The 21,081-nt window shown below is 45.8% G+C and carries 22 protein-coding genes; 11 read left to right on the forward strand and 11 right to left on the reverse strand.

Annotated features, from left to right (window positions below):
- Window positions 1-126 precede the first annotated feature (126 nt).
- Entirely contained in the window at window positions 127-570 is a 444-nt protein-coding gene (locus CAG69_RS18260) for a DoxX family protein (RefSeq protein WP_161445530.1), read from the forward strand.
- Between the two features lie 9 nt (window positions 571-579).
- A complete protein-coding gene (locus CAG69_RS18265) occupies window positions 580-1,275 on the forward strand; it encodes a pirin family protein (RefSeq protein ID WP_161445532.1) in 696 nt (231 codons plus the stop codon).
- Between the two features lie 81 nt (window positions 1,276-1,356).
- On the opposite strand, the gene CAG69_RS18270 is transcribed toward CAG69_RS18265, so the two are convergent.
- A complete protein-coding gene (locus tag CAG69_RS18270) occupies window positions 1,357-2,250 on the reverse strand; it encodes a LysR family transcriptional regulator (protein WP_005374436.1) in 894 nt (297 codons plus the stop codon).
- A gap of 148 nt (window positions 2,251-2,398) precedes the next feature.
- Between CAG69_RS18270 and CAG69_RS18275 the strand changes: the two genes are divergently transcribed.
- Window positions 2,399-2,752 (forward strand): DUF413 domain-containing protein, encoded by a 354-nt coding sequence (locus tag CAG69_RS18275; RefSeq protein WP_005392041.1) that lies wholly within the window; start codon window positions 2,399-2,401, stop codon window positions 2,750-2,752.
- Between the two features lie 151 nt (window positions 2,753-2,903).
- On the opposite strand, the gene CAG69_RS18280 is transcribed toward CAG69_RS18275, so the two are convergent.
- Window positions 2,904-3,155, reverse strand: coding sequence for a DUF3081 domain-containing protein (locus CAG69_RS18280; RefSeq protein WP_005392042.1), 252 nt, complete (start codon window positions 3,153-3,155; stop codon window positions 2,904-2,906).
- A 374-nt stretch (window positions 3,156-3,529) separates the two neighbouring features.
- On the opposite strand from CAG69_RS18280, the gene nagB reads away from it, so the two are divergent.
- Window positions 3,530-4,330, forward strand: coding sequence for a glucosamine-6-phosphate deaminase (gene nagB / locus CAG69_RS18285; protein WP_161445534.1), 801 nt, complete (start codon window positions 3,530-3,532; stop codon window positions 4,328-4,330).
- Between the two features lie 91 nt (window positions 4,331-4,421).
- Here nagB and CAG69_RS18290 read toward each other — a convergent pair whose 3' ends face one another.
- Window positions 4,422-5,288, reverse strand: coding sequence for a glycerol kinase (locus CAG69_RS18290; protein ID WP_161445536.1), 867 nt, complete (start codon window positions 5,286-5,288; stop codon window positions 4,422-4,424).
- A gap of 152 nt (window positions 5,289-5,440) precedes the next feature.
- Entirely contained in the window at window positions 5,441-6,667 is a 1,227-nt protein-coding gene (gene gltS / locus CAG69_RS18295) for a sodium/glutamate symporter (RefSeq protein WP_006740924.1), read from the reverse strand.
- A gap of 415 nt (window positions 6,668-7,082) precedes the next feature.
- Between gltS (CAG69_RS18295) and CAG69_RS18300 the strand changes: the two genes are divergently transcribed.
- From CAG69_RS18300 to CAG69_RS18310, 3 genes are read left to right on the forward strand one after another with little or no spacing between them, the layout of a single operon-like run.
- Window positions 7,083-7,454, forward strand: coding sequence for a GntR family transcriptional regulator (locus tag CAG69_RS18300; RefSeq protein WP_005392046.1), 372 nt, complete (start codon window positions 7,083-7,085; stop codon window positions 7,452-7,454).
- On the forward strand, window positions 7,451-8,308 hold the full coding sequence (locus tag CAG69_RS18305) for an ABC transporter ATP-binding protein (RefSeq protein WP_161445538.1): 858 nt from the start codon (window positions 7,451-7,453) through the stop codon (window positions 8,306-8,308). Before CAG69_RS18300 ends, CAG69_RS18305 begins: the two co-directional genes overlap by 4 nt.
- Entirely contained in the window at window positions 8,308-9,138 is an 831-nt protein-coding gene (locus tag CAG69_RS18310; protein ID WP_161445540.1) for a hypothetical protein, read from the forward strand. Before CAG69_RS18305 ends, CAG69_RS18310 begins: the two co-directional genes overlap by 1 nt.
- 101 nt (window positions 9,139-9,239) lie before the next feature.
- Here CAG69_RS18310 and gltS (CAG69_RS18315) read toward each other — a convergent pair whose 3' ends face one another.
- Window positions 9,240-10,475, reverse strand: coding sequence for a sodium/glutamate symporter (gene gltS, locus CAG69_RS18315; RefSeq protein WP_006740921.1), 1,236 nt, complete (start codon window positions 10,473-10,475; stop codon window positions 9,240-9,242).
- An 865-nt stretch (window positions 10,476-11,340) separates the two neighbouring features.
- On the opposite strand from gltS (CAG69_RS18315), the gene CAG69_RS18320 reads away from it, so the two are divergent.
- The 4 genes from CAG69_RS18320 (at window position 11,341) to CAG69_RS18335 (ending at window position 15,005) form a co-directional block, all read left to right on the forward strand.
- On the forward strand, window positions 11,341-12,135 hold the full coding sequence (locus CAG69_RS18320; RefSeq protein WP_161445542.1) for a DUF4344 domain-containing metallopeptidase: 795 nt from the start codon (window positions 11,341-11,343) through the stop codon (window positions 12,133-12,135).
- A gap of 24 nt (window positions 12,136-12,159) precedes the next feature.
- Window positions 12,160-12,546 (forward strand): thiol-disulfide oxidoreductase DCC family protein, encoded by a 387-nt coding sequence (locus CAG69_RS18325; RefSeq protein ID WP_161445544.1) that lies wholly within the window; start codon window positions 12,160-12,162, stop codon window positions 12,544-12,546.
- 180 nt (window positions 12,547-12,726) lie between these two features.
- Window positions 12,727-14,388: a methyl-accepting chemotaxis protein gene (locus CAG69_RS18330; protein ID WP_161445546.1), complete on the forward strand. Its 1,662-nt coding sequence runs from the start codon at window positions 12,727-12,729 to the stop codon at window positions 14,386-14,388.
- Window positions 14,389-14,510: 122 nt separating this feature from the next.
- The gene (locus CAG69_RS18335) at window positions 14,511-15,005 is read left to right on the forward strand and encodes a peptidylprolyl isomerase (RefSeq protein ID WP_161445548.1); all 495 of its coding nucleotides are present in this window, start codon (window positions 14,511-14,513) and stop codon (window positions 15,003-15,005) included.
- A 139-nt stretch (window positions 15,006-15,144) separates the two neighbouring features.
- Here the strand turns inward: CAG69_RS18335 and CAG69_RS18340 are convergent, their stop codons facing one another.
- Genes CAG69_RS18340 through CAG69_RS18365 form a run of 6 tightly spaced genes read right to left on the reverse strand, consistent with a single transcriptional unit; the run spans window position 15,145 to window position 21,081 of the window.
- Window positions 15,145-15,936, reverse strand: a complete 792-nt coding sequence (locus CAG69_RS18340; protein ID WP_161445552.1) for a LytR/AlgR family response regulator transcription factor — start codon at window positions 15,934-15,936, stop codon at window positions 15,145-15,147.
- Window positions 15,937-15,951: 15 nt separating this feature from the next.
- Window positions 15,952-16,974, reverse strand: coding sequence for a sensor histidine kinase (locus CAG69_RS18345; RefSeq protein ID WP_161445554.1), 1,023 nt, complete (start codon window positions 16,972-16,974; stop codon window positions 15,952-15,954).
- Window positions 16,975-18,303, reverse strand: a complete 1,329-nt coding sequence (locus CAG69_RS18350) for a hypothetical protein (RefSeq protein WP_161445556.1) — start codon at window positions 18,301-18,303, stop codon at window positions 16,975-16,977.
- 45 nt (window positions 18,304-18,348) lie between these two features.
- On the reverse strand, window positions 18,349-19,134 hold the full coding sequence (locus tag CAG69_RS18355; protein WP_161445558.1) for an outer membrane lipoprotein-sorting protein: 786 nt from the start codon (window positions 19,132-19,134) through the stop codon (window positions 18,349-18,351).
- Entirely contained in the window at window positions 19,127-20,395 is a 1,269-nt protein-coding gene (locus CAG69_RS18360; RefSeq protein WP_161445561.1) for an ABC transporter permease, read from the reverse strand. The genes CAG69_RS18355 and CAG69_RS18360 overlap by 8 nt, the downstream gene beginning before the upstream one ends.
- Window positions 20,383-21,081, reverse strand: a complete 699-nt coding sequence (locus CAG69_RS18365; protein ID WP_152813713.1) for an ABC transporter ATP-binding protein — start codon at window positions 21,079-21,081, stop codon at window positions 20,383-20,385. Before CAG69_RS18365 ends, CAG69_RS18360 begins: the two co-directional genes overlap by 13 nt.

Below are 21,081 nucleotides of genomic sequence, written 5' to 3' on the forward strand. Positions count from 1 at the left end.
TCAATTTTTTAGAACGAGTTTATCAAAATACTCCCGTTATTTTTATTCTCACCGCCACCTAAACTGTTCTCAACAGCACGGGAGCACACGCTTCCCACTCATTGAAAAGAGTCAGAGGACAGAATCATGAAAGCACTATTACAGAAAATCACCACTTCAAACGCAGGTTACAGCGCACTATCACTTCGCATTCCAATCGGCATTATCTTTATGGCGCACGGCGCACAAAAACTGTTTGGTTGGTTTGGTGGCTATGGGTTAGAAGGTACAGGTCAGTGGATGGCATCCATCGGTTTAGGTCCTGGCGTGCTAATGGCATTCCTTGCTGGCAGCGCAGAGTTCTTTGGCGGCTTGTTCATCTTGCTTGGCCTACTAACTCGCCCGGCAGCCGTTGCTTTAGCGTTCACGATGGTGGTAGCGATATTCTCCGTCCACTTTGAAAACGGCTTGTTCATGGCAAACAACGGTTACGAGTTTGGCTTAGCTTTACTGGCAGCAAGTGTTTCACTGGCGTTTTCTGGCGCAGGTAAGGCCGCGCTAGATAACTTCTTGCACAAAAAACTCTCTTAGGGAGGCTCTATGATTACGGTAAGACATGCAGCAGACCGAGGTCGAGCAAACTTTGGCTGGCTTGATAGCAGACATACGTTTTCTTTCGGTAGCTATTACGATCCTCAACATATGGGCTTTTCTGAGCTGAGAGTCATTAATGACGATGTAGTCCAACCTGGCGCAGGTTTTGATACACATGGCCATCGTGATATGGAGATCATCAGCTATGTGCTGGAAGGTGTTATCGCGCACAAAGACAGCGAAGGTAACGTGAAAACATTACCTGCCGGGGAATTCCAACTCATGTCGGCAGGGAAAGGGATTTACCACAGTGAGTACAATGCGTCGAACCGCGACACGCTGCGCTTTCTACAAATTTGGATTCAGCCAAATACATTTGGAACCAAACCAGGTTATCAGCAAAAAGACTTTGGTCGCACGCCGGGATTAACAACTATCGCGACTCCAACAGGAGAAAACGGTACGCTACTTATTAAGCAAGATGCCACATTACATCAGTTAATTCTTGAACCAAATAGCGAACTTAACTTTGAGATAGAATCGGGTAGAAACTTATTCGTTCACCAAGTAACGGGGAGCCTTAGCATCGACAATACCACCTTGACGGCAGGCGACGGCGCGAAGATCGAACAGCAAAGTAAGGTTGTTTTACGCAATACATCAAACGAGAGCACAACCGCCCTACTATTTGACTTGCCATAACTATCGATTCATCGAGATAAAAAGAAAGCCGCCTGGATTTGCCAAGGCGGCTTTTTAATTTCTCTGACTTTTCACTCAACGCTATTCGTCGGAAGTACCGGAACCAATTTGCTGAAAACTGTAAGCCGTCAGTGGATCAATCTCTTTGACAATTTCTTCCACTTGCTTAATCGCGTCTACAGACGAGCTAGCTTTACGATAGCTCAAATAGATAGGGCGACACCAATCTTCTACGCCAGACACCTTGTGAAGCTGCCCATTGGCGATAAAGGGCTCTACCAGAGAGATGGGTAAGTAAGCGGCACCGCCCTTCTCCAAAATAAAGTCCAATGCTATACGCGCTGTTGAGGTGCGCAGATACGGAGCCGGGATCTTAGGGTGACGTTCAGAATGTTCTGATGAGAAGCGTGTTCCCCAATCCACATACACGTATTTGTTTTCAAAAACGGTGTCTAAAGAGTCTTTCTCAGTCGATACCAGAACGAGAACAACATCAGCCACTTTTTTGCAGTTAAGCTCATCAGCTTTGATTTGGTCGAACGCAAATGCCATATCTAACGTGCGCTCTAGCAAGCTGCGACTGAGCATTTCCCGCCCCATCACTTCTGCCATGAAGCCATAGCCTCCAAATGAATCCGTGACGACACTTAAACAGTTCTGCAAGTAGGCGTCCCAAATATTTGGCGTACCGCCTAACGTTAATTGCAGCGCTTTGCCATCTTCAAGCGATAACTCTAGCTTCGCTTGTTGCAATGTGGTGACCATCACCTCTGCATAACTGATTAAGCGCTCACCTGCAGAGGTCAACTTTATGTTATTTCGATCACGAATAAACAATTGCGTATCGAAGTAACTTTCCAATTGTTTGATACGTGCGCTCACTGCAGCTTGGGTAATATAAAGATTCTCAGCGGCGCGTCCGAAGTGACGAACCCTTGCCAGCTCTAAAAATGTTCGAAAGACTTTTACATCCATAAACCATCTCCTGGTTAATATAAAACCAGATTAACAACTAATTAAAATCATGACGACAAAAAAGTTTTGTTTTTCTTTTGTTAGCTTTACGCCTAATTTTCGCCGTAGTTCACTACATTCATCAATAACGGTTACAGAGGCTGTTGACATGTCTGACACTGAATTCCGTCATGGCAAAAAACGTTTTTACGACAACGTAAAATTCCCACGCGGCTTTGCAAAGTCTGGCGATTTTACTCTCTCGGAAGAGGAAATCCTAACAATTTATGGGGATACTATGCTTGGCTTAGAGTCAGGCGAATTAACACCTGAAAATAGCGAAGAGAAACACTTCATCAAGGTGCTAGAAAACCCAGGCAAAGCAAAAACAAAACTTGAGCGTACGTGGCTAAAGTACACCCAACTTGCTCGTGGTCGCAAGCGCTTCCACACGCTAAATGGTCGTAATAAGCCTGACGCGACAGAAGATTACATTGAAGAGAGTTTGGTCGAAGACGATTAATAACCAAATAAACTAATTCTCGCCTTTTTCTAGCAGTAGGCAGTAGGCGAAAGCTCGTTTGGTTTGACTGAGCGAGCAAAACAAGCTCATTTCTTCTCCTAAAGCCCAAGGGCGCGTTCTCCCAAGGGCTTTTTTAGTATTTAGTGCTAGTCTACTTGGCAAGCATCGCGATCTTTTTCAAAAAGCTCTCTTTCAAGTGCTCTTGGTCGTACTCCAATTGATAGGTATTGTGGAAGCCAACCTTTAGCTCAACACCATTCCCTCGTAAGAAAACGTTGTACCCGTCGTAATCGGAAAACGCTTCTACACCTTCATACATTTTGCCAAATTCGGTTGGTGTACCGTTGTTCATCACACATTCGTAAGCCTGTAGTACTTTGCTCGGATCTAACTCATTTTTCATACCGAATTCCTCACTGGTTTACACATTTCAATTATGGTTAAGGAATGAGCGTCGTGCCATGTCCATCCCATAATATTTGAAGTTCGTGTGCGATTTCACACTCTGTAGGTTGTTAAAAAACAAGGTTAAGTGCGAAGACAGAACTTAATTTAGATCATAAATTTTATCTATCAATTCGTCAGTTTCATAATGCAATTTCTTTGTAAAAAATCGGCTTATAAAAGCATTTAGATATAAAAACAGTCGATAAAATCAACACTGGTTAAAGAAAAAGCAAAATTTTGACCTAAAACAATAGCAGTTCGTCATTACTTATTTTATAATGCGAATTAATGTTTCGGTACATCGTAAATTCCAATAACTAGGGGCACAAAATGAGACTTATCCCGTTAACTCGAGCAGCACAAGTAGGTAAGTGGGCAGCTGCGCATATCGCTAAGCGTATCAACGACTTTAAACCTACTGCTGAGCGTCCATTCGTTCTGGGTCTACCAACTGGTGGCACTCCTCTAGCAACCTACAAAGCCCTAATCGAGCTTTACCAAGCCAGCGAAGTGAGCTTCAAAAACGTCGTGACTTTCAACATGGATGAGTACATTGGCATCCCTGCAGATCACCCAGAGTCTTACCGCTCGTTCATGTACAACAACTTCTTTAATCACATTGATATCCAAGAAGAAAACATCAACCTACTGAACGGTAACACTGACGATCACGACGCAGAATGTAAGCGTTACGAAGACAAAATTAAGTCTTACGGCAAGATCAACCTGTTCATGGGCGGCGTGGGTAACGACGGTCACATCGCGTTCAACGAGCCAGCGTCATCTCTGTCTTCTCGTACTCGCATCAAGACACTGACTGAAGACACTCGCATTGCGAACTCTCGCTTCTTTGACGGCGATATCAACCAAGTGCCTAAATACGCACTGACTATCGGTGTGGGTACACTGCTAGACGCAGAAGAAGTGATGATTCTGGTAACAGGTCATAACAAAGCTCAAGCACTTGAAGCAGCAGTAGAGGGTTGTGTAAACCACCTATGGACGGTTTCTGCACTTCAACTTCACCCTAAAGCAGTGATCGTATGTGACGAGCCAGCTCAACAAGAACTGAAAGTGAAGACAGTGAAGTACTTCTCGGAGCTAGAAGCGGAAAACATCAAAGGTTTTTAATCCATAGGATGACAGCCTAGATGCACGCTAAAAATACGAAACCCGTGATCAATCACGGGTTTTTTCTTATCTGAACAGCGGGCTTAAGTCGTTAATAAGCTTTAATACCAAACTGACGAAGACGCTTAGGCAGCACTTCATCTAACTTGTCTAGTTCACCCGGTTCGACTTCGATAAGGTTAAAATGATGCTGCTCATAAACAGTACGAATGGTCTCACGGTCAGCCTCAGCCATCTCCCCAGTATCACTTCCCCAAAACTGTAAATAGACTTTACCGCCTGGCAAATAAAAATCACTGGTGACATCTTGGTCAATCGGCAGCTGACGTTCATAAGCGTGCACCACACCAGCCAAGTACAGCCAGTTGTCGATGAGCAACTCCCCCTTAGAGCGCACGTAATGCCCATCTAATGTTCGGTGTTTGGCTTCAAACTTTTGGCGAAAGCTTGAGTACGATTTATCCGTGGAGTGTGACTCCGCATCTTGCCCTAAAAATTCAATGACAGACTGCTTAAGACGCTTATTACGCAGCACCACATCGTGCCATACGACAAAGGTATTTTGTGTCTCTTTATCGGCTCTTTGCTGGCCACCAGCGCGCACACCAGCTTCAGTGACACTCCAACCTTCTTCAGATTTGGCGATCCACCCCAACTCACTCAACAGTTGGTTCATGCGCTTCGCATTCAGTTTCAGCTTTTCACCCAGCTGCGTGGCGCTTAATGTTTTCCCTGAGCTGGAAGTCAGCTCAATATGTAAATTGGTCGGCCAGACGATGAACTGGCCAAATTTAGGGTGATCCACATACTCGCCGCCAAACTTGGCGCCTTCTTCCGTCAGAATCCATTTTTCGTCTTGGCGAACAATGTAGCCAGCACGTTTGAGATCGGCAAACAACAGCTTGGCTTCAACCTTGCGCATTTTCGCTAATGCCGACGTCGATATTTTTTCAGACATGTGGGTACCTCATGCTGCTGTAGAACTGAACACTATGTCATCATAGTAACGTATTGATTTCACGGCTTGAAGTCAGAGAAACTAGATTTCGTGTTACAAATAACAAAGCCAATCTCAAGGGACTGGCTTTGTTAAGTTGAAAGAAGCGGGGGTTATTTAATAAAAGCAATGCAGCCTTGCAAAATCACTAAGTTCACAATGTCGATGAAGAATGCACCGACAATTGGTACTACCATAAATGCTTGTGGTGATGGACCATAACGACTCACGATAGAGCCCATATTCATGACCGCAGTCGGTGTGGCACCTAAACCGAAACCACAATGTCCACTGGCGATCACCGCGGCATCGTAATTACTGCCCATCATGCGGAATGTTACGTAATAAGTGAACACCGCTAGTACGGCAGACTGAATAGCAAGAATAATAAGGAATGGGATCGCAAGATCAAAGATATTCCACAATTTCAAGCTCATCAGAGCCATGGCAAGGAACAGCGATAGCGAAACCGTACCAAGAATATCAACGGTTTCTAAATCAACCTTGCGCACCTTGGTCACTTCCATGATATTGGTGATGACAACACCAATAAACAGCGCATAAACAAAATCTGGGATCATCAACCACTTGATGCCAAAACTGCTCACCCAACTCTCCAGATAGCTCGCGCCTGTCACGCAAAGCAAAATAATGGATAAGCTTTCTACAACTCTTTTCGCCGTGACACGATCTTCTTCATGTTCGTTATAGGTCACCAATTCAGGGAAACTCTGATGGCTTTGGTTGGTGCGTCCGTATTCCGATTCTAAGTTGTGCTTGTTGAGTAACTTTTGCGCGACAGGGCTGCCAATAATCCCGCCCATGACCAAGCCAAACGTAGCAGAAGCCATCGCCACTTCTAGGACATTGTGCAAACCATACATTTCTTGAAAAGTTTGCGACCACGCCGCACCAGTTCCATGTCCGCCAGAAAGCGTAATAGAGCCGGCGATCAACCCCATGAGTGGATCTAACCCCAATGCGGTAGCTAAGGATACGCCGACCGCATTTTGGATAAGAATGTAGACCGATGCCACAACAAGGAAGATGAAAACCTTCGCACCGCCTTTAATAAGTTGGGTGTAATTTGCCGCTAAGCCAACGGTTGCAAAAAACATCAGCATAAAGGTGTTTTGCAGTGGCAAATCAAATGATACATCCACACCATTTAAGTGCATCGTCGTGATCACGCAAGCCACGACTAGACCACCAACAATTGGCTCTGGGATATTGAATTTCTTTAAGGTTGGTAATTTGGTGTTAATGAACTGCCCTAAAAATAACACGCAAATTGCGACGAGAAACGACTCTTGTGGGCCGATAGATATTACCTGATTCATGAGACCTCTTTACTCTCCTCTTTCTCATTCATTGAGCAAGCGCTCAACGTGAGATAGGTGCCTAAGTCAATCAGATTGCCTCTCGAACCTTTTGTTTTCTAGGGTGTATTTACCACAAATTCTCATCAAGTAAGAAATGGATGCACCCAAAATCCCACTGATTATCATTATATGAGAATACCAATACCAAGCTGGTGGTAAATACCTTGATTGGATTAGAAAAATAACACTTCTCAACTTATGAGAAGTGTCTAATTTATGTTCACAATAAAGTCTTCAAAATAGCTATCACATAGGTAGATATTTAGGGAAAGCGAAGGCTGGAACATACGCTTAATTTTAAATTATTACTTTCTCTCCGGCACACTAGGTGTTATACCTATATATAACACCACTTCAGCCAAGAGATTCACTCATGACCAATTGGCATGATCGCCAACCGATTTTTCGACAGTTGGCTGACCAGATCACTCAACAAATACTGCAAGGTATCTGGCAAGAAGGCGATGCTCTGCCCTCTGTTCGTAGCATCTCTGCGGATATGAAAATTAACCACCTCACCGTCATGAAAGGCTATCAATTGCTTGTTGATGAGGGGTTAGTGGAGAAAAAACGCGGTCAAGGTATGTTTGTCGCTTCAGGGGCAAAACTCAAATTGCTCGCAGACGAGAAGGCACGTTTTCTTCAACAACAAATTCCGCAGATAGCCGACACAATACAGCGTCTGGATATGTCACTCGACGAATTCATTCAACAACTAAAACCACACTTGAAAGGTGACCAATGAGCGCATTAGTCAGTGTAAACAACGTCTCCAAGCAATATCAGCAACAAGGAGAAGCACTGCATGAAGTGAGTTTCGACCTACATGCAGGACAAGTACTTGGCTTACTCGGCCATAATGGCGCAGGTAAATCAACGCTTATTAATGCCCTACTCGGCGCACATGAATATCAAGGCACTGTTCGTATCAACGGATTTGAACCCATTATGCAACGCGACAAAATAATGCAGAGCTTGTCCTACATCTCGGATGTGAACGTTCTGCCAGATTGGATGACTGTCGCTCAACTGCTTAACTATACCGAAGGTGTGCATCCAGGGTTCAATCGCGCTCAAGCAGATACGCTGCTTCGTCAAACGGACATCAAACCTCGTGCGCGCATCAAATCTTTATCCAAAGGGATGAAGGTGCAATTGCACCTCGCGATTGTAATCGCGACTAACACCCAAATCCTCATATTGGATGAACCGACACTCGGGTTAGATCTCGTTTATCGTGATACGTTTTATCGTCACTTGTTGGAATGGTTTCACGACGGCGAACGCGTGTTGATCATCGCCAGTCATGAAGTATCAGAGATTGAGCACTTACTGACTGATGTGCTGATTCTCAAGCATGGCCACCCCGTTCTGCAAACCTCGATGGACAGTATCAGTGAAGACTATTTCATTCTTGAAGCCAACGACGAATACCGCACACAAATTGAAGCGATGAACCCACTGTCGTCACAAAAAGGGCTCGGTTCAACGAAATGGTTACTCACTGCCCAGTATGCCCAACAAGCAGAAACAATGGGGGCCATCCATGGGGTGAAGTTAGCGGATCTATTTTTAGCATTGCAGAAGGAGGCAGCGTAATGCGTTCAGTTGTCGCGATGTTGCAAAAAGAGTGGTTAGAAAACCCTCTTGTTTTACGTATTCCACTGTTTGTGTTGGCATGTGGACTTATCCTCTTTGTCAGTTTAATGAGTAACGACACTCTACAACACAATATGTTTTTTCAAATGAGCTTTGGTGGCGATGTCAGTGACATTCACAAAGAGCTTGGTGACGATGTAAACATGTTGATTACCGGCGGGGCAGGACTGCTGTCTATCTTGTTAGCCGTTCAATACTTCCCGAGAACACTGCGCAAAGAGCGCGCAGAGGGCAGTATTATGTTTTGGCGCAGTATGCCGGTCAGCGATATAAAAACTCACTTAGTGAAGCTAGGGTTTGGCTTATTGGTGATTCCGCTCGTTTGCTCGGCGCTTGTGCTCGCAGCAGATTTGATGTTGTGGTTGCTGAACATCTCTACCGATCACCAATTGGCTTTATTGTACCGCCAAGCCTCGTTAGGTTACGTGCTGCTGCATTGGGGAGAGTTTTTAATCAGAATGTTGTTCGCCGGTATTCTACTGTTACCGTTAGCATTAACCGCAATGGCTATTTCTCAGAAAGTGAATTCACCACTGGTCATTTTGTTTATCGCCATTTATGCGCTGCGCTGGATGCCAATCGCACTATTTGGCTATTACGGCCTAGATCAGTTCTTCTCCGAAGTGCTTTACCTTCCACTGCACGCCATTGTTGCACCAAGCCCATTGAATGCAATTTCTCAGGCGGGCTGGTTAAACGTTGGCATTTACGCTTTCATCGGCGTTCTTGGTTGGACAGCTAGTCTCAAGTTCAGCCGAACCATTCAATAATCCGTCGTTCGATAAACGGCCAAAATCGAGCCATAAAAAAACGGTCACAACCGGTGTTGTAACCGTTTTTATTTCGACCTTAGGAGATCATGAACTTAAATTTAACCAAGGAATGAAATGTAACCTTGTAAAATGATTAAGTTAACGATGTCGATAAAGAAAGCCCCCACAATTGGCACCACCATAAATGCCTGCGGCGACGGGCCAAATCGGTTAACGATAGAACCCATGTTCATCACGGCTGTTGGGGTTGCTCCCAAGCCAAAACCACAGTGACCACCCGCAATAACCGCAGCGTCATAGTTGCGTCCCATCACTTTGAACGTAACGTAGTAAGTGAAGATAGCTAAGACCACAGACTGCACAGCCAAAATGACCAAGAATGGAATCGCTAAGTCAAAGATATTCCATAACTTCAAGCTCATTAATGCCATCGCCAAGAACAATGACAAAGAAACGGTACCGAGCATATCGACGGTTTCTGCGTCTAACTTACGAAGCTTGGTCACCTCTAAGAAGTTCGTGATGATCACACCAATGAACAGCGCATATACAAAGTCTGGAATCATCAACCATGAGATTTCATACGTGCTAACCCATTGCTCAACATACTTCGCCCCCGTAACACAGATCAGTAGGAAGAAGAGTTTCTCCACCACTTTTTTCGCCGTTACTTTATCTTCTTCGTATTCGTTGTAGGTCACCAACTCAGGGAATTTTTCGTGAGTTTTGGCATCTCGACCACCACGACCATACTCCGATTCAATGCTGTTTTTTTCTACGAGGCGCTGTGCCACTGGGCTACCAATGATACCGCCGATGATCAAACCAAAAGTGGCTGATGCCATCGCAATTTCCAAAACGTTATCCAATCCATACACGTCTTGGAAGGTTTGTGACCACGCAGCACCTGTACCATGGCCACCAGACAGAGTAATCGAGCCCGCAATTAACCCCATCAAAGGATCTAAACCGAGCGCCGCCGCGAGTGAAACGCCAACGCCGTTTTGTATGATGATGTAAAACGATGCGACAGCTAAGAAGATAAAAACCTTCGCACCTCCTTTCATCAACTGAGTGTAATTTGCGGCCAAACCAACCGTCGCAAAAAACATTAACATAAACGTATTTTGTAACGGCAAATCGAACTCCAAGTCGATGCCGTTGAAATGAAGAGCAGTAATCATGCAGGCCACAATAAGGCCACCTACAATCGGCTCAGGTATGTTGAACTTCTTTAAAATCGGTAGCTTAGCATTAATAAAATGCCCCAGGAAAAGCACACTGATTGCGACCAAGAAGGACTCCAGTGCACCTACAGATATTAAATGATTCATATCGCCTCTTATTATTGTTCTCTTCATCCTCCGTAATGATCGAGTGTTAATTTAACCTTCATTCAATAGCAAATGTTCTCGCTTTACTGTTTCGAAAATACTCAAAAGTTGGTGTAGATGCGCCTTAGGCTAGTTTAAGGGACGCTCCTTTAGCGATGTGTCAGTTTTCCGCTGTTAGCCAGCCCTTAAATGTGAAAGGAGCCGATATAGCTCCTTCAAATGCCCCCTCGCAATACCTGTGCGTGACTGCTTGGGGTATAGTGTTGTGAGTAAATTCTGGGTGACACTTTCTGAACCACGTTGGGCTCCCTTACTTAAACAGAATGTGTCAATTACTATCAAACAAAGTTCCTTCCCGTTGTAACCTCTAAACGCCGAGATCGCGTTCAAAACAATTGGGTTTGCTTGTTCCTGTCGTAGCTTTTCAACTCTGGCTCATGGTGTGTAAACGAGCCGAATCCAAGGAAACTCTCAAGCTGCAACAAACGTTTTCGTCACAACGGAGCCGGATTATAACATATTGCTGATAATTTTCTTCAATTCAGTGACATTCACCAATCCCATGGTTTCATTCCATAATGATTAACTGCTGAATAGCATTTTTACAGACAAAAGAGCAAAGCCAATTCAGCTTAGCCTCACCAAAAAATAAACCTTAAAAGCCAATCACTTATCTATCGTCTCCTGAATAAAACGTGTTTTGATAGGCTTTCTGGAGGGCCCAGCAACCAAAATGTACGGTGTTGTCATGGTAGTCTTTCGAGGCTAACTACCCGATTCTGGGTGATAAAAACAATCCCAGTTATGCATCACACAAAAACATGTATAATTTTTATGTAAGTTATTCAAATAACAAGAGCCCTACATGAAAATTCATTCGCTTTTCCCTGTGCTATTACTCTGTGCCATCTCATCTGCCACTGCAGCGGAAAATATCCGTATTGAATATTCTCCCGTGGAAACAACCCATGAAAACATCGCCCTGCAATCTATCCAAAACAGCGATGTAAACCAAATTTTTGTTGAGCTATCTCAGATCCACTTTCCATTTCGCAAACCACTCACACTGGTTTACGGCGGAGAAGATGGCCCAATGTACGATCCCGATACGCACACGATACACATTCCTTACACTTTTTATTTGGAATCACTCAATTACTTCTCCAATAACCAGTATGAAGAACGCCTTGGGAAATCCCCAAAAACAGGGGCGTTAGATACGTTATTACACACCTTGCTGCATGAAGCCGGGCATGCTTACATCGAAGATCAAAACATCCCTGTTCTCGGAAAAGAAGAAGATGCAGTCGATAATTTTGCCACGATCTTAATGATTGACTTCCTAGAAGATGGCGCAGAGATGGCCATTAGCGCCGCCGACATGTTCGCATTTGAGTCCGATGACAGACCGGACTACTACGACTTCGGTGAGTACATTGATGAGCACAGTTTTGATTTGCAACGCTACTTCTCTACCTTATGTTTGGTGTACGGCAGTGATCCGGAACAGTACAAGTCGCTTCTCGATGAAGTTGAAAAAGACTACCTACGAGATCGCAAAGACTTTTGCCAATATAACTACGAGAACATACGCGCGAATTGGAACCACTACCTGCAACATAATGAACCAAAAGAAAAATCGCCACGTAGAATTCAGTAAGACAAATCAAGTAAGACGATCGCAATGACAAAACTCACTATATTTTATGACGGAACTTGCCCACTGTGCGCCAAAGAAATGCACGCACTTAAGCGACGAGATGTAAAACAAGCGATAAAAATTGTCGATATCTACAGCGATGAATTTTCTGATTACCCACAGATAGATGCGCAAAAAGCCAATACTATTTTGCATGCGCTGAATGACAACAATGAACTGATACTTGGTCTTGATGTGACTCACCGAGCATGGCAGTTTGTCGGACGAGGTTGGCTATATGCACCACTACGTTGGCCATTATTCAAACCAATTGCCGACTGGCTTTACCTGCGCTTTGCCAACAATAGGTATCGTGTCTCATACTGGCTTACTGGTAGCTCCCGCTGCAACTCGGGCCAATGCTCTCGCTAATTGTGATCCTGCTTAAAAATGTGAGTCTCTCTCGTCCACGATCACCAACTTCCTGTACTTCTCACCCGCCAACTCGGTTAATCTGCAATCAGTACAAAAATAATTATTAACACTTTTATTTGGTAAAGCTATTGAAGTTTACCAGTTTGTAACGCTGCGCCGAGACGTAAGGAAGTACCAATGAATCTAACGATAAGAAAGCGACTTTATATTCTTTCCATCATTCCCGTGTTAACGATTGCTTTGGGTATGATGTGGTTTACCTACCTCCAAACCAGTACCTACAACCAACAACAAATCAATCATACGCACACGACGATGATGGAGATGAAGAAAGCGGAACTGAAAAACTATGTGCAGATGGCTCATTCCGCACTCAAACCGTTATTGGATCGTAATGCCTCATTGCAAGAAGCTATTCCAGTGCTCAAAGAGCTAGAGTTCGGCCAATCAGGTTATATTTTTGCGTACGACTCAAAAGGCGTGCGTGTTGTTGTCGGCAAAAACAACAAAGGGGTTGGAGAAAACTTCTATAACCTTCAAGACAAAAAAGGCAACTACCTGATCCAAGACCTGTTGAAAAACGCCAAAACGGGTGACTTCACAACCTACTACTTCCCTAAGTTAGGGCAAACCGAAGCATTACCAAAACTCAGCTACTCCATGTTCATTCCCAAGTGGGATATTATGATTGGCACAGGTTTTTATACTGATGATATCGATGCGATCATTACAGAGATGGAAAACACAGCAAACTATGAGCTAAACAATACCTTAGCCGCTATTGCTATGTTTTGTTTCTCTATTGCCGTTGTCGTGGCCATTTTTGCCGTACTCGTCAACCGTAGCATTATGCGCCCTATCGAACAGTTTGACAGCTCAATCCAATCTTTCGCGCAAGGTGACGCCGACTTAACCGCGCGGATGGAAGAATCTAGCGTGCCAGAATTTAAGCAGCTCGCGCATAACTTCAATATCTTCGTTGAGAGCTTGCAAGGAATTATTAAGAGCGTCAGCCATGTCGGACAAGAGGTAGTATCAGAAACGAACAACATGTCTCAACGCGCCTCACAAGTGGATGAATTGGCTTCTGGTCAACGTGAGGAAACGGAACAAGTCGCGACTGCAATGACAGAAATGACGGCCACCGCTCACGAGATCTCTGGCAACGCAAACCAAGCCGCCGATTCCGCTAAAAACGCCGATGACAACGCACAACAAGCGAAACACATCGTAGACTCCGCCGCTAATTCCGTTGAAGCGCTAGCGAATGAGGTCTCTGAAGCAAGCACTGTAATTTCACGTCTAGAGAGTGACGTGCAGAACATCTCATCCTCACTTGAAGTCATCCAAGATATTGCTGAACAAACCAACTTGCTTGCGCTAAATGCCGCCATTGAAGCGGCACGAGCGGGCGATCAAGGACGCGGATTCGCAGTTGTCGCGGATGAAGTGCGTAAGCTTGCAAGCCGCACTCAGGACAGCACAGGTGACATTCACAAGATGATCGATCAACTTAAAGCTGGATCGGATGCCGCAGTAAAAGCGATGGAATCTAGCCAAGCACGTGGCGAAGCGACAGTAGAAGAAGCACGTGCTGCATCGGTTGCGCTGCAAGATATTCAAGCAGCGATTGCGAATATCATGGACATGAACACGCTGATCGCTACCGCGACCGAAGAGCAAAGCCAAGTTGGACAAGAGATTTCACAACGCATCGAAGTCATTTCTCAGCAAAGTAGTCAATCGGCGCACCTTGCCAATCAAAATCGCTCGGGCAGCCAAAACCTCAATCACAAAGCCAACGAGCTTTACGACTTGGTGGGACGCTTCACGGTTTAACTTCCTTAACCATACTTAATAGTAGAAACAGCGACGCCTTAACGTCGCTGTTTTTATTTCTGCTATCCTCAAGCGACTTAGCTATAATGCCGCCAACTAAGCACCCATAAGGGCAAAACCAGATGATTATCATGACCACCAATTTCGGTGACATCGAAATTGAACTGAATCTAGAACGAGCGCCAGTTAGCTCAAAGAACTTCAAAAAATACTGTGAAGATGGCTTCTACAACGGCACCATTTTCCACCGCGTTATCGACGGCTTTATGATCCAAGGTGGCGGTCATACAGAAGACATGGCAGAAAAGCCAACACGCGCCCCTATCGCGAACGAAGCAAACCGTGGTCTAAAGAACCTTGTTGGCACTATCGCAATGGCGCGTACCGATGCTCCGCACTCTGCAACGGCACAGTTCTTCATTAACTTGGAAGACAATGATTTCCTAGACCACACCGCAACCACCAACCTAGGCTGGGGCTACGCCGTGTTTGGTAAAGTGACCGCAGGTATGGATGTCGTAAATCGCATCGCGAAAGTAAAAACGACCTCTAAGCTTGGTCACGATGATGTGCCATGCGATCCAATCATTATCGAGAAAGTGATGATCAGCGAATAAGCCCATTCATCTCTTCGGAGAAGTCGTCGCTATAAAACGACAAAAGCGCCTAACGTCTGATGACTTAGGCGCTTTTTGTTTTTATTGCTGAAAAAATGAGCAGCGAGTTTACAGTGTAAAGAGTGAGCAGTTCTAGCGATTACATCCCTTTGAACAAACTTTGAGATGCACGGCTCACAGGGAGCTTATTTTCTCCAACGTGCACAAACATTCTGCCAACAAAGTCTTTGTTTACTTTGCTAATTTTACACACTTGCACCACGCTTGAACGGTGCACTTGCCAGAACTGTTCTGGGTTAAGCTGCCCTATCAACTCTTTCAACGATGTGCGAATCAAATACTCCTGCACTTTGCCTTGTCCTTGTTGGGCATACACAGAAACGTATTTTTCTTCCGCTTTGAAATACAACACATCAGACGTGGCGATCAAATGAATGTCTTCCCCTTGCGTCGCTTTGATCCACTGAAGATATTGCTGAGTTTGTGGCGCGGATAATTGCTGCAACTGTTCTAACAGGCTGCTCATCTGCACATTACTGCTTTCTTGCTCTCGCTTAGCAAGGCGTACTTTCACTCTTTCACACGTCGTCAGGAGGCGCTCATCCGAGATAGGCTTGAGCAAATAATCGGCGGCATTTTGTTCAAAGGCTTTGATGGCGTAATCATCGTACGCGGTGACAAACACAATCAAAGGTGGATTGGCGAGTTGATTGAGTTTTTGCGCTAATGTCATGCCATCCAACACTGGCATACGAATATCGAGAAACGCAATGTCAGGTTGGTTGTGCTCAATGGCCTGCAACGCTTGTTCACCATCCGCGACTTTGGCTATTACCTCTAGCTCTGGCCACACATCAGCTAGGCTTTTATCAAGATGACGCCTCAATAGCGGTTCATCATCAGCAATAATGGCAGTAAACCCTGTATTCATTCCTTTCTTCCTTGATTACGATTCCATTGGCCAGCGCAAGCGAACACAAACGCCACCCTGAGCAGACTCACTGATAGAAACATCTCCTTGCCCTGCGAACAAAGCTTCAACTCGCTGCTTGAGATTACTTAAACCGACGCCAGAGCCCATGTGCCCACTCACGTGATTTAAGCCAACACCCGTGTCTCTGACTTCAATCAGCAAGTTCTGTTGTTCGCGCTTAATCAGCAAACGGACTTCACCGCCTTCTCGCTTCGGCTCAATACCGTGAACAATGGCATTCTCCACCAAAGGTTGCAACATCATCGGTGGCAGTTCTGTTGTTCCTAAACCATCTTCTACTTCAATTTTGTAGCTTAGACGTCCATCCAGACGTATCTTCTGAATACTCAAGCAGGCTTCAATTAAGGCAATTTCATTCTCAATCGTGGTGTGCTCTTCACGTGAGCTTTTTAGCGTCGCACGTAATAGTGCGGTAAGTTGATCCAACATCTGCTTGGCCTTATCAACGTCCTGGGACATCAACGCGCTGATATTTGCCAAGGTATTAAATAGGAAATGCGGTTCAATCTGGCTTTGCATCTGTTTAAGCTGACTTAGCAACAGTGCACGTTCCTGCTCTGCCTTTTCACGCTTGATACTCTCTAATTCACGCTGAGCAATCGCTTCTTTCTCTCGTGAGTGGAAATAAAAGTAACACATGCCGCTGAATAACAAGCCCATCAGCAACACTGGCAGCATGCCCGAAATGCCGAAGTATTCACCGAGCCAAAACTGCGCATTAATGACGCCAAACAACAAACAGGCGGTCAATGACAAAGCAATTTCTAGTCTACGAGGGATGCTAGGAAACAACTTGTCGACTAACCAAGAGAAAAACAAGGCGGAGTAACCAAAACCAAAGCTCACCAATACATGCACATAGTAAGGTCCACCCCAAACAGACAATGTCATTACCGAGATAAACAAACAGAATAAAGTCGTGACAACCACACTGCGTAGCCATCCACTTTCTACCATTAACTTAGCTGAACACATTTAAAACTTCCCTTTGATATTAAATACAATCATATGCTTATCATTGATTTGTGCGTAAGCAGATTGGTCGTCTCCGGTTAAAAAGCGTGCGGCAACTTCCACTTCTACACTTTGATCGCCGGTATCAATCCATTGGTAGTTAAGCCACTGCGTGACAATCACACCGCCATCTTGCGGCGACAACATCACATCCAACGTAGGAGTTACATCACTTAGCCAGCCCATATCCGCTTTACCGTTCCATGCAGCCCACGCTTCCACATCCCAACTCCAGTGCAGCATTACGTTATGCTGAACGATATTGGCATGCTGAAACCCTTGGGCGTAGCTTGTTGCAAGTAGAGACGTTTGGGGATTAAGGGGTTGAGAGAGAAATTCGCCACGTTCGATTGCTTGTTGCCACTCGCTTTTCGACCATGCCCGGCTGTCGTACCAATATTCAGCAATCACATTGTGTCCGGCTTGGTTTGCCCAGTTCAATCCAACTAAGGCTTGGAATGCGCTGCCCTGCTCCTCAACCGAAACGGGTCGGTAAAGATCATCCTGCTGAAACTGATAGCCGACACTTTGCTTTTGCCACAGCATGGAACCGTGCATTGCGATGGATTCACCCCACACCGCAATTACACTGGCTCCAAGTAAACCTCGGCGCACATCATCGTAATAACCAATAAGTTGATACTCGGTGTCACCCACCAGCGCATAACGACGAATACCAACACCTTGTTGCTCTGCGGCTTGATCAAGTGCACTTTGGTCTTGTTGCCCCCAGCTTGAATCGGTCGCAATGACGGTCCACTCACCAGCCATATCGTAGTGTGAGAGTGAAAACACACCCGCACCCTCTTCTGCGACTAAGCCAACAGGGTTTTGTCGATAAGGCTTAAACAGATCCAAAGGTCGGTAGCCATAACCCACGCCCCAATCCACGCGCAACTTACCTAAACTCACATCAAGAGTGGTATCACCGACTTGCCACTCCCCTAGCCAAGCAAGCTCTCTAATCAGCAATTGGTTATCAGCTTCACTCCACCAATCACTCTTTCCTTGTTGATTGAGGTACAAACCTTGGCTATACAGAGCGAACAAACCACTGAAGTTCTGATAATTCACCTGCACATCCAACAGTGCATTAAGTGAATCACGAGAACTGCCCTGCGCCTGCATAAACGCGCTATCACGCTGCTCGGCCCTTTCGTAACTGACAGCCCAATCCCACTCAAAACTCAGCTCATCATTGGCAAAAGCAGGGACTGCTGCGCCCACACACAATGAGGCTGCAATCAACAAACTGGTGCTTTTGTTAAGGTTAGGCTGGTGCGGTTTCATGTGACTTCCTTGCTCGTTTTCATGCTTCTATTTGCAAAGCTCAGACTAAAGCTGAGTCGTGTTGGCTTTCGGCAAATAGCTTGGGTTGTAAAACTTGTTATCCAGTTGCCAAGGCACGATTTCTTGATACTCGATAACGGTCTTTTTGCTCGGCTGAATGCTATCAAGCAAGGTCATCTCACTGACGTAGTCTTCGCCATTGTCGCTTGCACGTCCGTATTGCGCTTGCTTGGCGAGTTTGCCAGAGCGCAAGTAGAGATCAGCTTTAATTGGAAACGCATCTTGCTCAGACAACCATAAGTCGATCTTCTGATAACTCGCCCCTTTGGTTGTCGCGGTTAAGGCAAGGTGATAAGCCGCAACACTTTCTCCATTCACCGAAACAGTTTCTGTCGCTTTCCATTCACCTTGATAATCTTGGCTCCACGTCAGGGTTGAGATGTCGCCAATAGACGCTTCACCAAGCAGCTTCTGCATTGGCGTAATGCGAATCGGACGGCGGCTCTTTGGCATTTGCAGCCAGTAGTTGTCGCCCATCATCAGCATCTTTTGCCCAGCTTCGACTGCTGATTTGAACACCACCAGCGATTCACGATTTGGACGCGTGTACACGTGGTAAAGGCGGGTTTTATCTAACTCTTGGTCTTGATATAAGCGCACCAGTGACACCACTTTGGAGGAATCATCTTGCAAGCGGTAGCTATCCGCTTTTTCAATCAATTGCGCGACTTGCTGTGCATCTAGCGCTGTTTCATTCGCACTGGCATTCATGCTTGCAACGCCGATTGCCGTCAGCAATGCAATTGGTAATAGTGATTTGAAATTAAACATAAATCAGAGCCTCCGTAATTGGCTTGTTCACCCCTTTGCGCGCCGAGAAAAACGCCGCAACCAAACAAATCATCAATACTGCGAATCCTGCGACAGCCACCAGCTCCCAAGAGAAGTAAATCGTCAATGGGTAACCTTCTGTGCGTCCTGGCGGTGGCGGCATTTGTACATCCACGACCATCAGTAAGACGGTCACTAGCGCCGTAAACAAAGCGCCGATTAAGCTGCCAATCACCGCAAGTAACCCTGCTTCGCGCAAGAACCCAGCAATGATTTCGCGAGGGTAGCTACCAAGTGCTGACAAGGTGCCAATTTCACGAGTGCGTTCAGTCACTGACATGGTCATGGTGTTGAACAGGGCGACAAAGACTACCAACGCCATTACTGCGCCCATGATGCCGAAGATGCGGTCGTACAAATCTTTCACTTTGAGATAGAAGAACGCGCGTTCTTGCCAAGGCGTAATTTCAATATCTTGATCACCAAAGTTCGGCTTTTGCTTACTCAGAACCGAAGCCACTTGTTGCTCGACTTGGCTCGTTAAACTGGTATCGAACAGGAAGACAGATAACGCACTGACTTTGTCTGAACCGAGCAGCGATTGCGTACTGTTGATGTGCACGTACAGCTGGCGTTTATCAAGCTCAGGCACGCCGGTTGAGTAAATGCCACGTACTTTGAAGTCATACGCGTTCAATGCGCCGTCGGTTGTGGTCGCCAGCAAGGTAATCCAATCGCCAACGTGCACGCTTAGGTTATTCGCCAAATCAACGCCGAGCATCACTTCTGGCTCTGCTGGGTCATAACGCGATGCATGAATGTTGGACAGCGTCTGTCCTTCACGCACATCTAAAAAAGGTCCTTTCATATCGAATTCGCGTTCGTTCACGCCAATGCCGATAAAGATCGAGGACTTGTTGCCGTTGGAAATCAAACCGCTGAACTCAACTCGTGGCTGCACGCCTCGCACCACGCTTAAGCCAATCAATTGCTTGGTGATGTCGTCCGCATGAGTTAACCCATTACTCAGTGGCATCTCTTCTTCTTTAACGAAGTAACCTGGCGTGGTTAACGTCAGATGCCCCGTGTCACGCGCTGTCGACTCTTTCAAACTGTCGTAAGTGTACAGACCAAAACCACCCGCACTAGTTAAAGCGAACACAGCTATGGCGATGATCAGCATCGACAACAAACTGCGGCGGCGATTGCGTTGCAGGTTCAACCAAGCAAGGCGAACAGAAGCAGGAATTAGCTTGCCCATGAAACCTCCTCCACACTTGCGTGCGTTTGGGTGATTTTGCCGTCCACCAATTCAATGGTGCGATCGCAGCGGGATGCCATGCGAGGGTCGTGAGTGGCGACGATAAAAGTGGTGCCAAGCTCGTGTCCGAGCCCTTTCATAATGTCGATGACCTTGTTGGCAGTTTGGCTATCAAGGCTTGCGGTTGGCTCATCAGCAATCACCAATGCTGGTTTGTGTACTAACGCACGAGCAATTGCCACTCGTTGTTGCTGACCGCCTGATAGGTTATCGGGCATATGATTAATAAACTCGCCCAAGCCAACATGCTCTAGCATTTGTGTGGCGAGCTCGGTTTGTTCTGCTTTTGAAAAGCCGTTGAGATGCAGCGGATACGCCACGTTCTCTAGCGCCGTCATCACGGGGACAAGGTTGAATTTTTGGAACACAAAACCAAGCTTTTCACGGCGCATTTTCGCAGCCTGCATTTGTCCGGTTGGGTATGGGCTGCCTGCAAATGCCACCTGACCTTGGTATTGAGTATCCAGCATGCCAAGCACGTTAAGTAAGGTGCTTTTGCCTGAGCCAGACGGTCCGCATAATGCCACCATTTCGCCCGCAAACACTTCACCAGACACGTCTCGCAATGCACGTACGGTTTGGCTGCCAAGGGCGTAATCGCGACTGAGTTGATTAAAAACGATCAT

The organism is Vibrio sp. V43_P6S15P86, from assembly GCF_009904725.1.
In the GTDB taxonomy this organism is placed as follows: Bacteria; Pseudomonadota; Gammaproteobacteria; order Enterobacterales; family Vibrionaceae; genus Vibrio; species Vibrio diabolicus.

Excerpts from the sequence above, each read along its gene's own strand:
- CAG69_RS18260 (WP_161445530.1), top strand. The coding sequence starts at position 127 with ATGAAAGCACTATTACAGAAAATCACCACTTCAAACGCAGGTTACAGC.
- CAG69_RS18265 (WP_161445532.1), top strand. The coding sequence starts at position 580 with ATGATTACGGTAAGACATGCAGCAGACCGAGGTCGAGCAAACTTTGGC.
- CAG69_RS18270 (WP_005374436.1), bottom strand. The coding sequence starts at position 2,250 with ATGGATGTAAAAGTCTTTCGAACATTTTTAGAGCTGGCAAGGGTTCGT.
- CAG69_RS18275 (WP_005392041.1), top strand. The coding sequence starts at position 2,399 with ATGTCTGACACTGAATTCCGTCATGGCAAAAAACGTTTTTACGACAAC.
- CAG69_RS18280 (WP_005392042.1), bottom strand. The coding sequence starts at position 3,155 with ATGAAAAATGAGTTAGATCCGAGCAAAGTACTACAGGCTTACGAATGT.
- nagB (WP_161445534.1), top strand. The coding sequence starts at position 3,530 with ATGAGACTTATCCCGTTAACTCGAGCAGCACAAGTAGGTAAGTGGGCA.
- CAG69_RS18290 (WP_161445536.1), bottom strand. The coding sequence starts at position 5,288 with ATGTCTGAAAAAATATCGACGTCGGCATTAGCGAAAATGCGCAAGGTT.
- gltS (WP_006740924.1), bottom strand. The coding sequence starts at position 6,667 with ATGAATCAGGTAATATCTATCGGCCCACAAGAGTCGTTTCTCGTCGCA.
- CAG69_RS18300 (WP_005392046.1), top strand. The coding sequence starts at position 7,083 with ATGACCAATTGGCATGATCGCCAACCGATTTTTCGACAGTTGGCTGAC.
- CAG69_RS18305 (WP_161445538.1), top strand. The coding sequence starts at position 7,451 with ATGAGCGCATTAGTCAGTGTAAACAACGTCTCCAAGCAATATCAGCAA.
- CAG69_RS18310 (WP_161445540.1), top strand. The coding sequence starts at position 8,308 with ATGCGTTCAGTTGTCGCGATGTTGCAAAAAGAGTGGTTAGAAAACCCT.
- gltS (WP_006740921.1), bottom strand. The coding sequence starts at position 10,475 with ATGAATCATTTAATATCTGTAGGTGCACTGGAGTCCTTCTTGGTCGCA.
- CAG69_RS18320 (WP_161445542.1), top strand. The coding sequence starts at position 11,341 with ATGAAAATTCATTCGCTTTTCCCTGTGCTATTACTCTGTGCCATCTCA.
- CAG69_RS18325 (WP_161445544.1), top strand. The coding sequence starts at position 12,160 with ATGACAAAACTCACTATATTTTATGACGGAACTTGCCCACTGTGCGCC.
- CAG69_RS18330 (WP_161445546.1), top strand. The coding sequence starts at position 12,727 with ATGAATCTAACGATAAGAAAGCGACTTTATATTCTTTCCATCATTCCC.
- CAG69_RS18335 (WP_161445548.1), top strand. The coding sequence starts at position 14,511 with ATGATTATCATGACCACCAATTTCGGTGACATCGAAATTGAACTGAAT.
- CAG69_RS18340 (WP_161445552.1), bottom strand. The coding sequence starts at position 15,936 with ATGAATACAGGGTTTACTGCCATTATTGCTGATGATGAACCGCTATTG.
- CAG69_RS18345 (WP_161445554.1), bottom strand. The coding sequence starts at position 16,974 with ATGTGTTCAGCTAAGTTAATGGTAGAAAGTGGATGGCTACGCAGTGTG.
- CAG69_RS18350 (WP_161445556.1), bottom strand. The coding sequence starts at position 18,303 with ATGAAACCGCACCAGCCTAACCTTAACAAAAGCACCAGTTTGTTGATT.
- CAG69_RS18355 (WP_161445558.1), bottom strand. The coding sequence starts at position 19,134 with ATGTTTAATTTCAAATCACTATTACCAATTGCATTGCTGACGGCAATC.
- CAG69_RS18360 (WP_161445561.1), bottom strand. The coding sequence starts at position 20,395 with ATGGGCAAGCTAATTCCTGCTTCTGTTCGCCTTGCTTGGTTGAACCTG.
- CAG69_RS18365 (WP_152813713.1), bottom strand. The coding sequence starts at position 21,081 with ATGATCGTTTTTAATCAACTCAGTCGCGATTACGCCCTTGGCAGCCAA.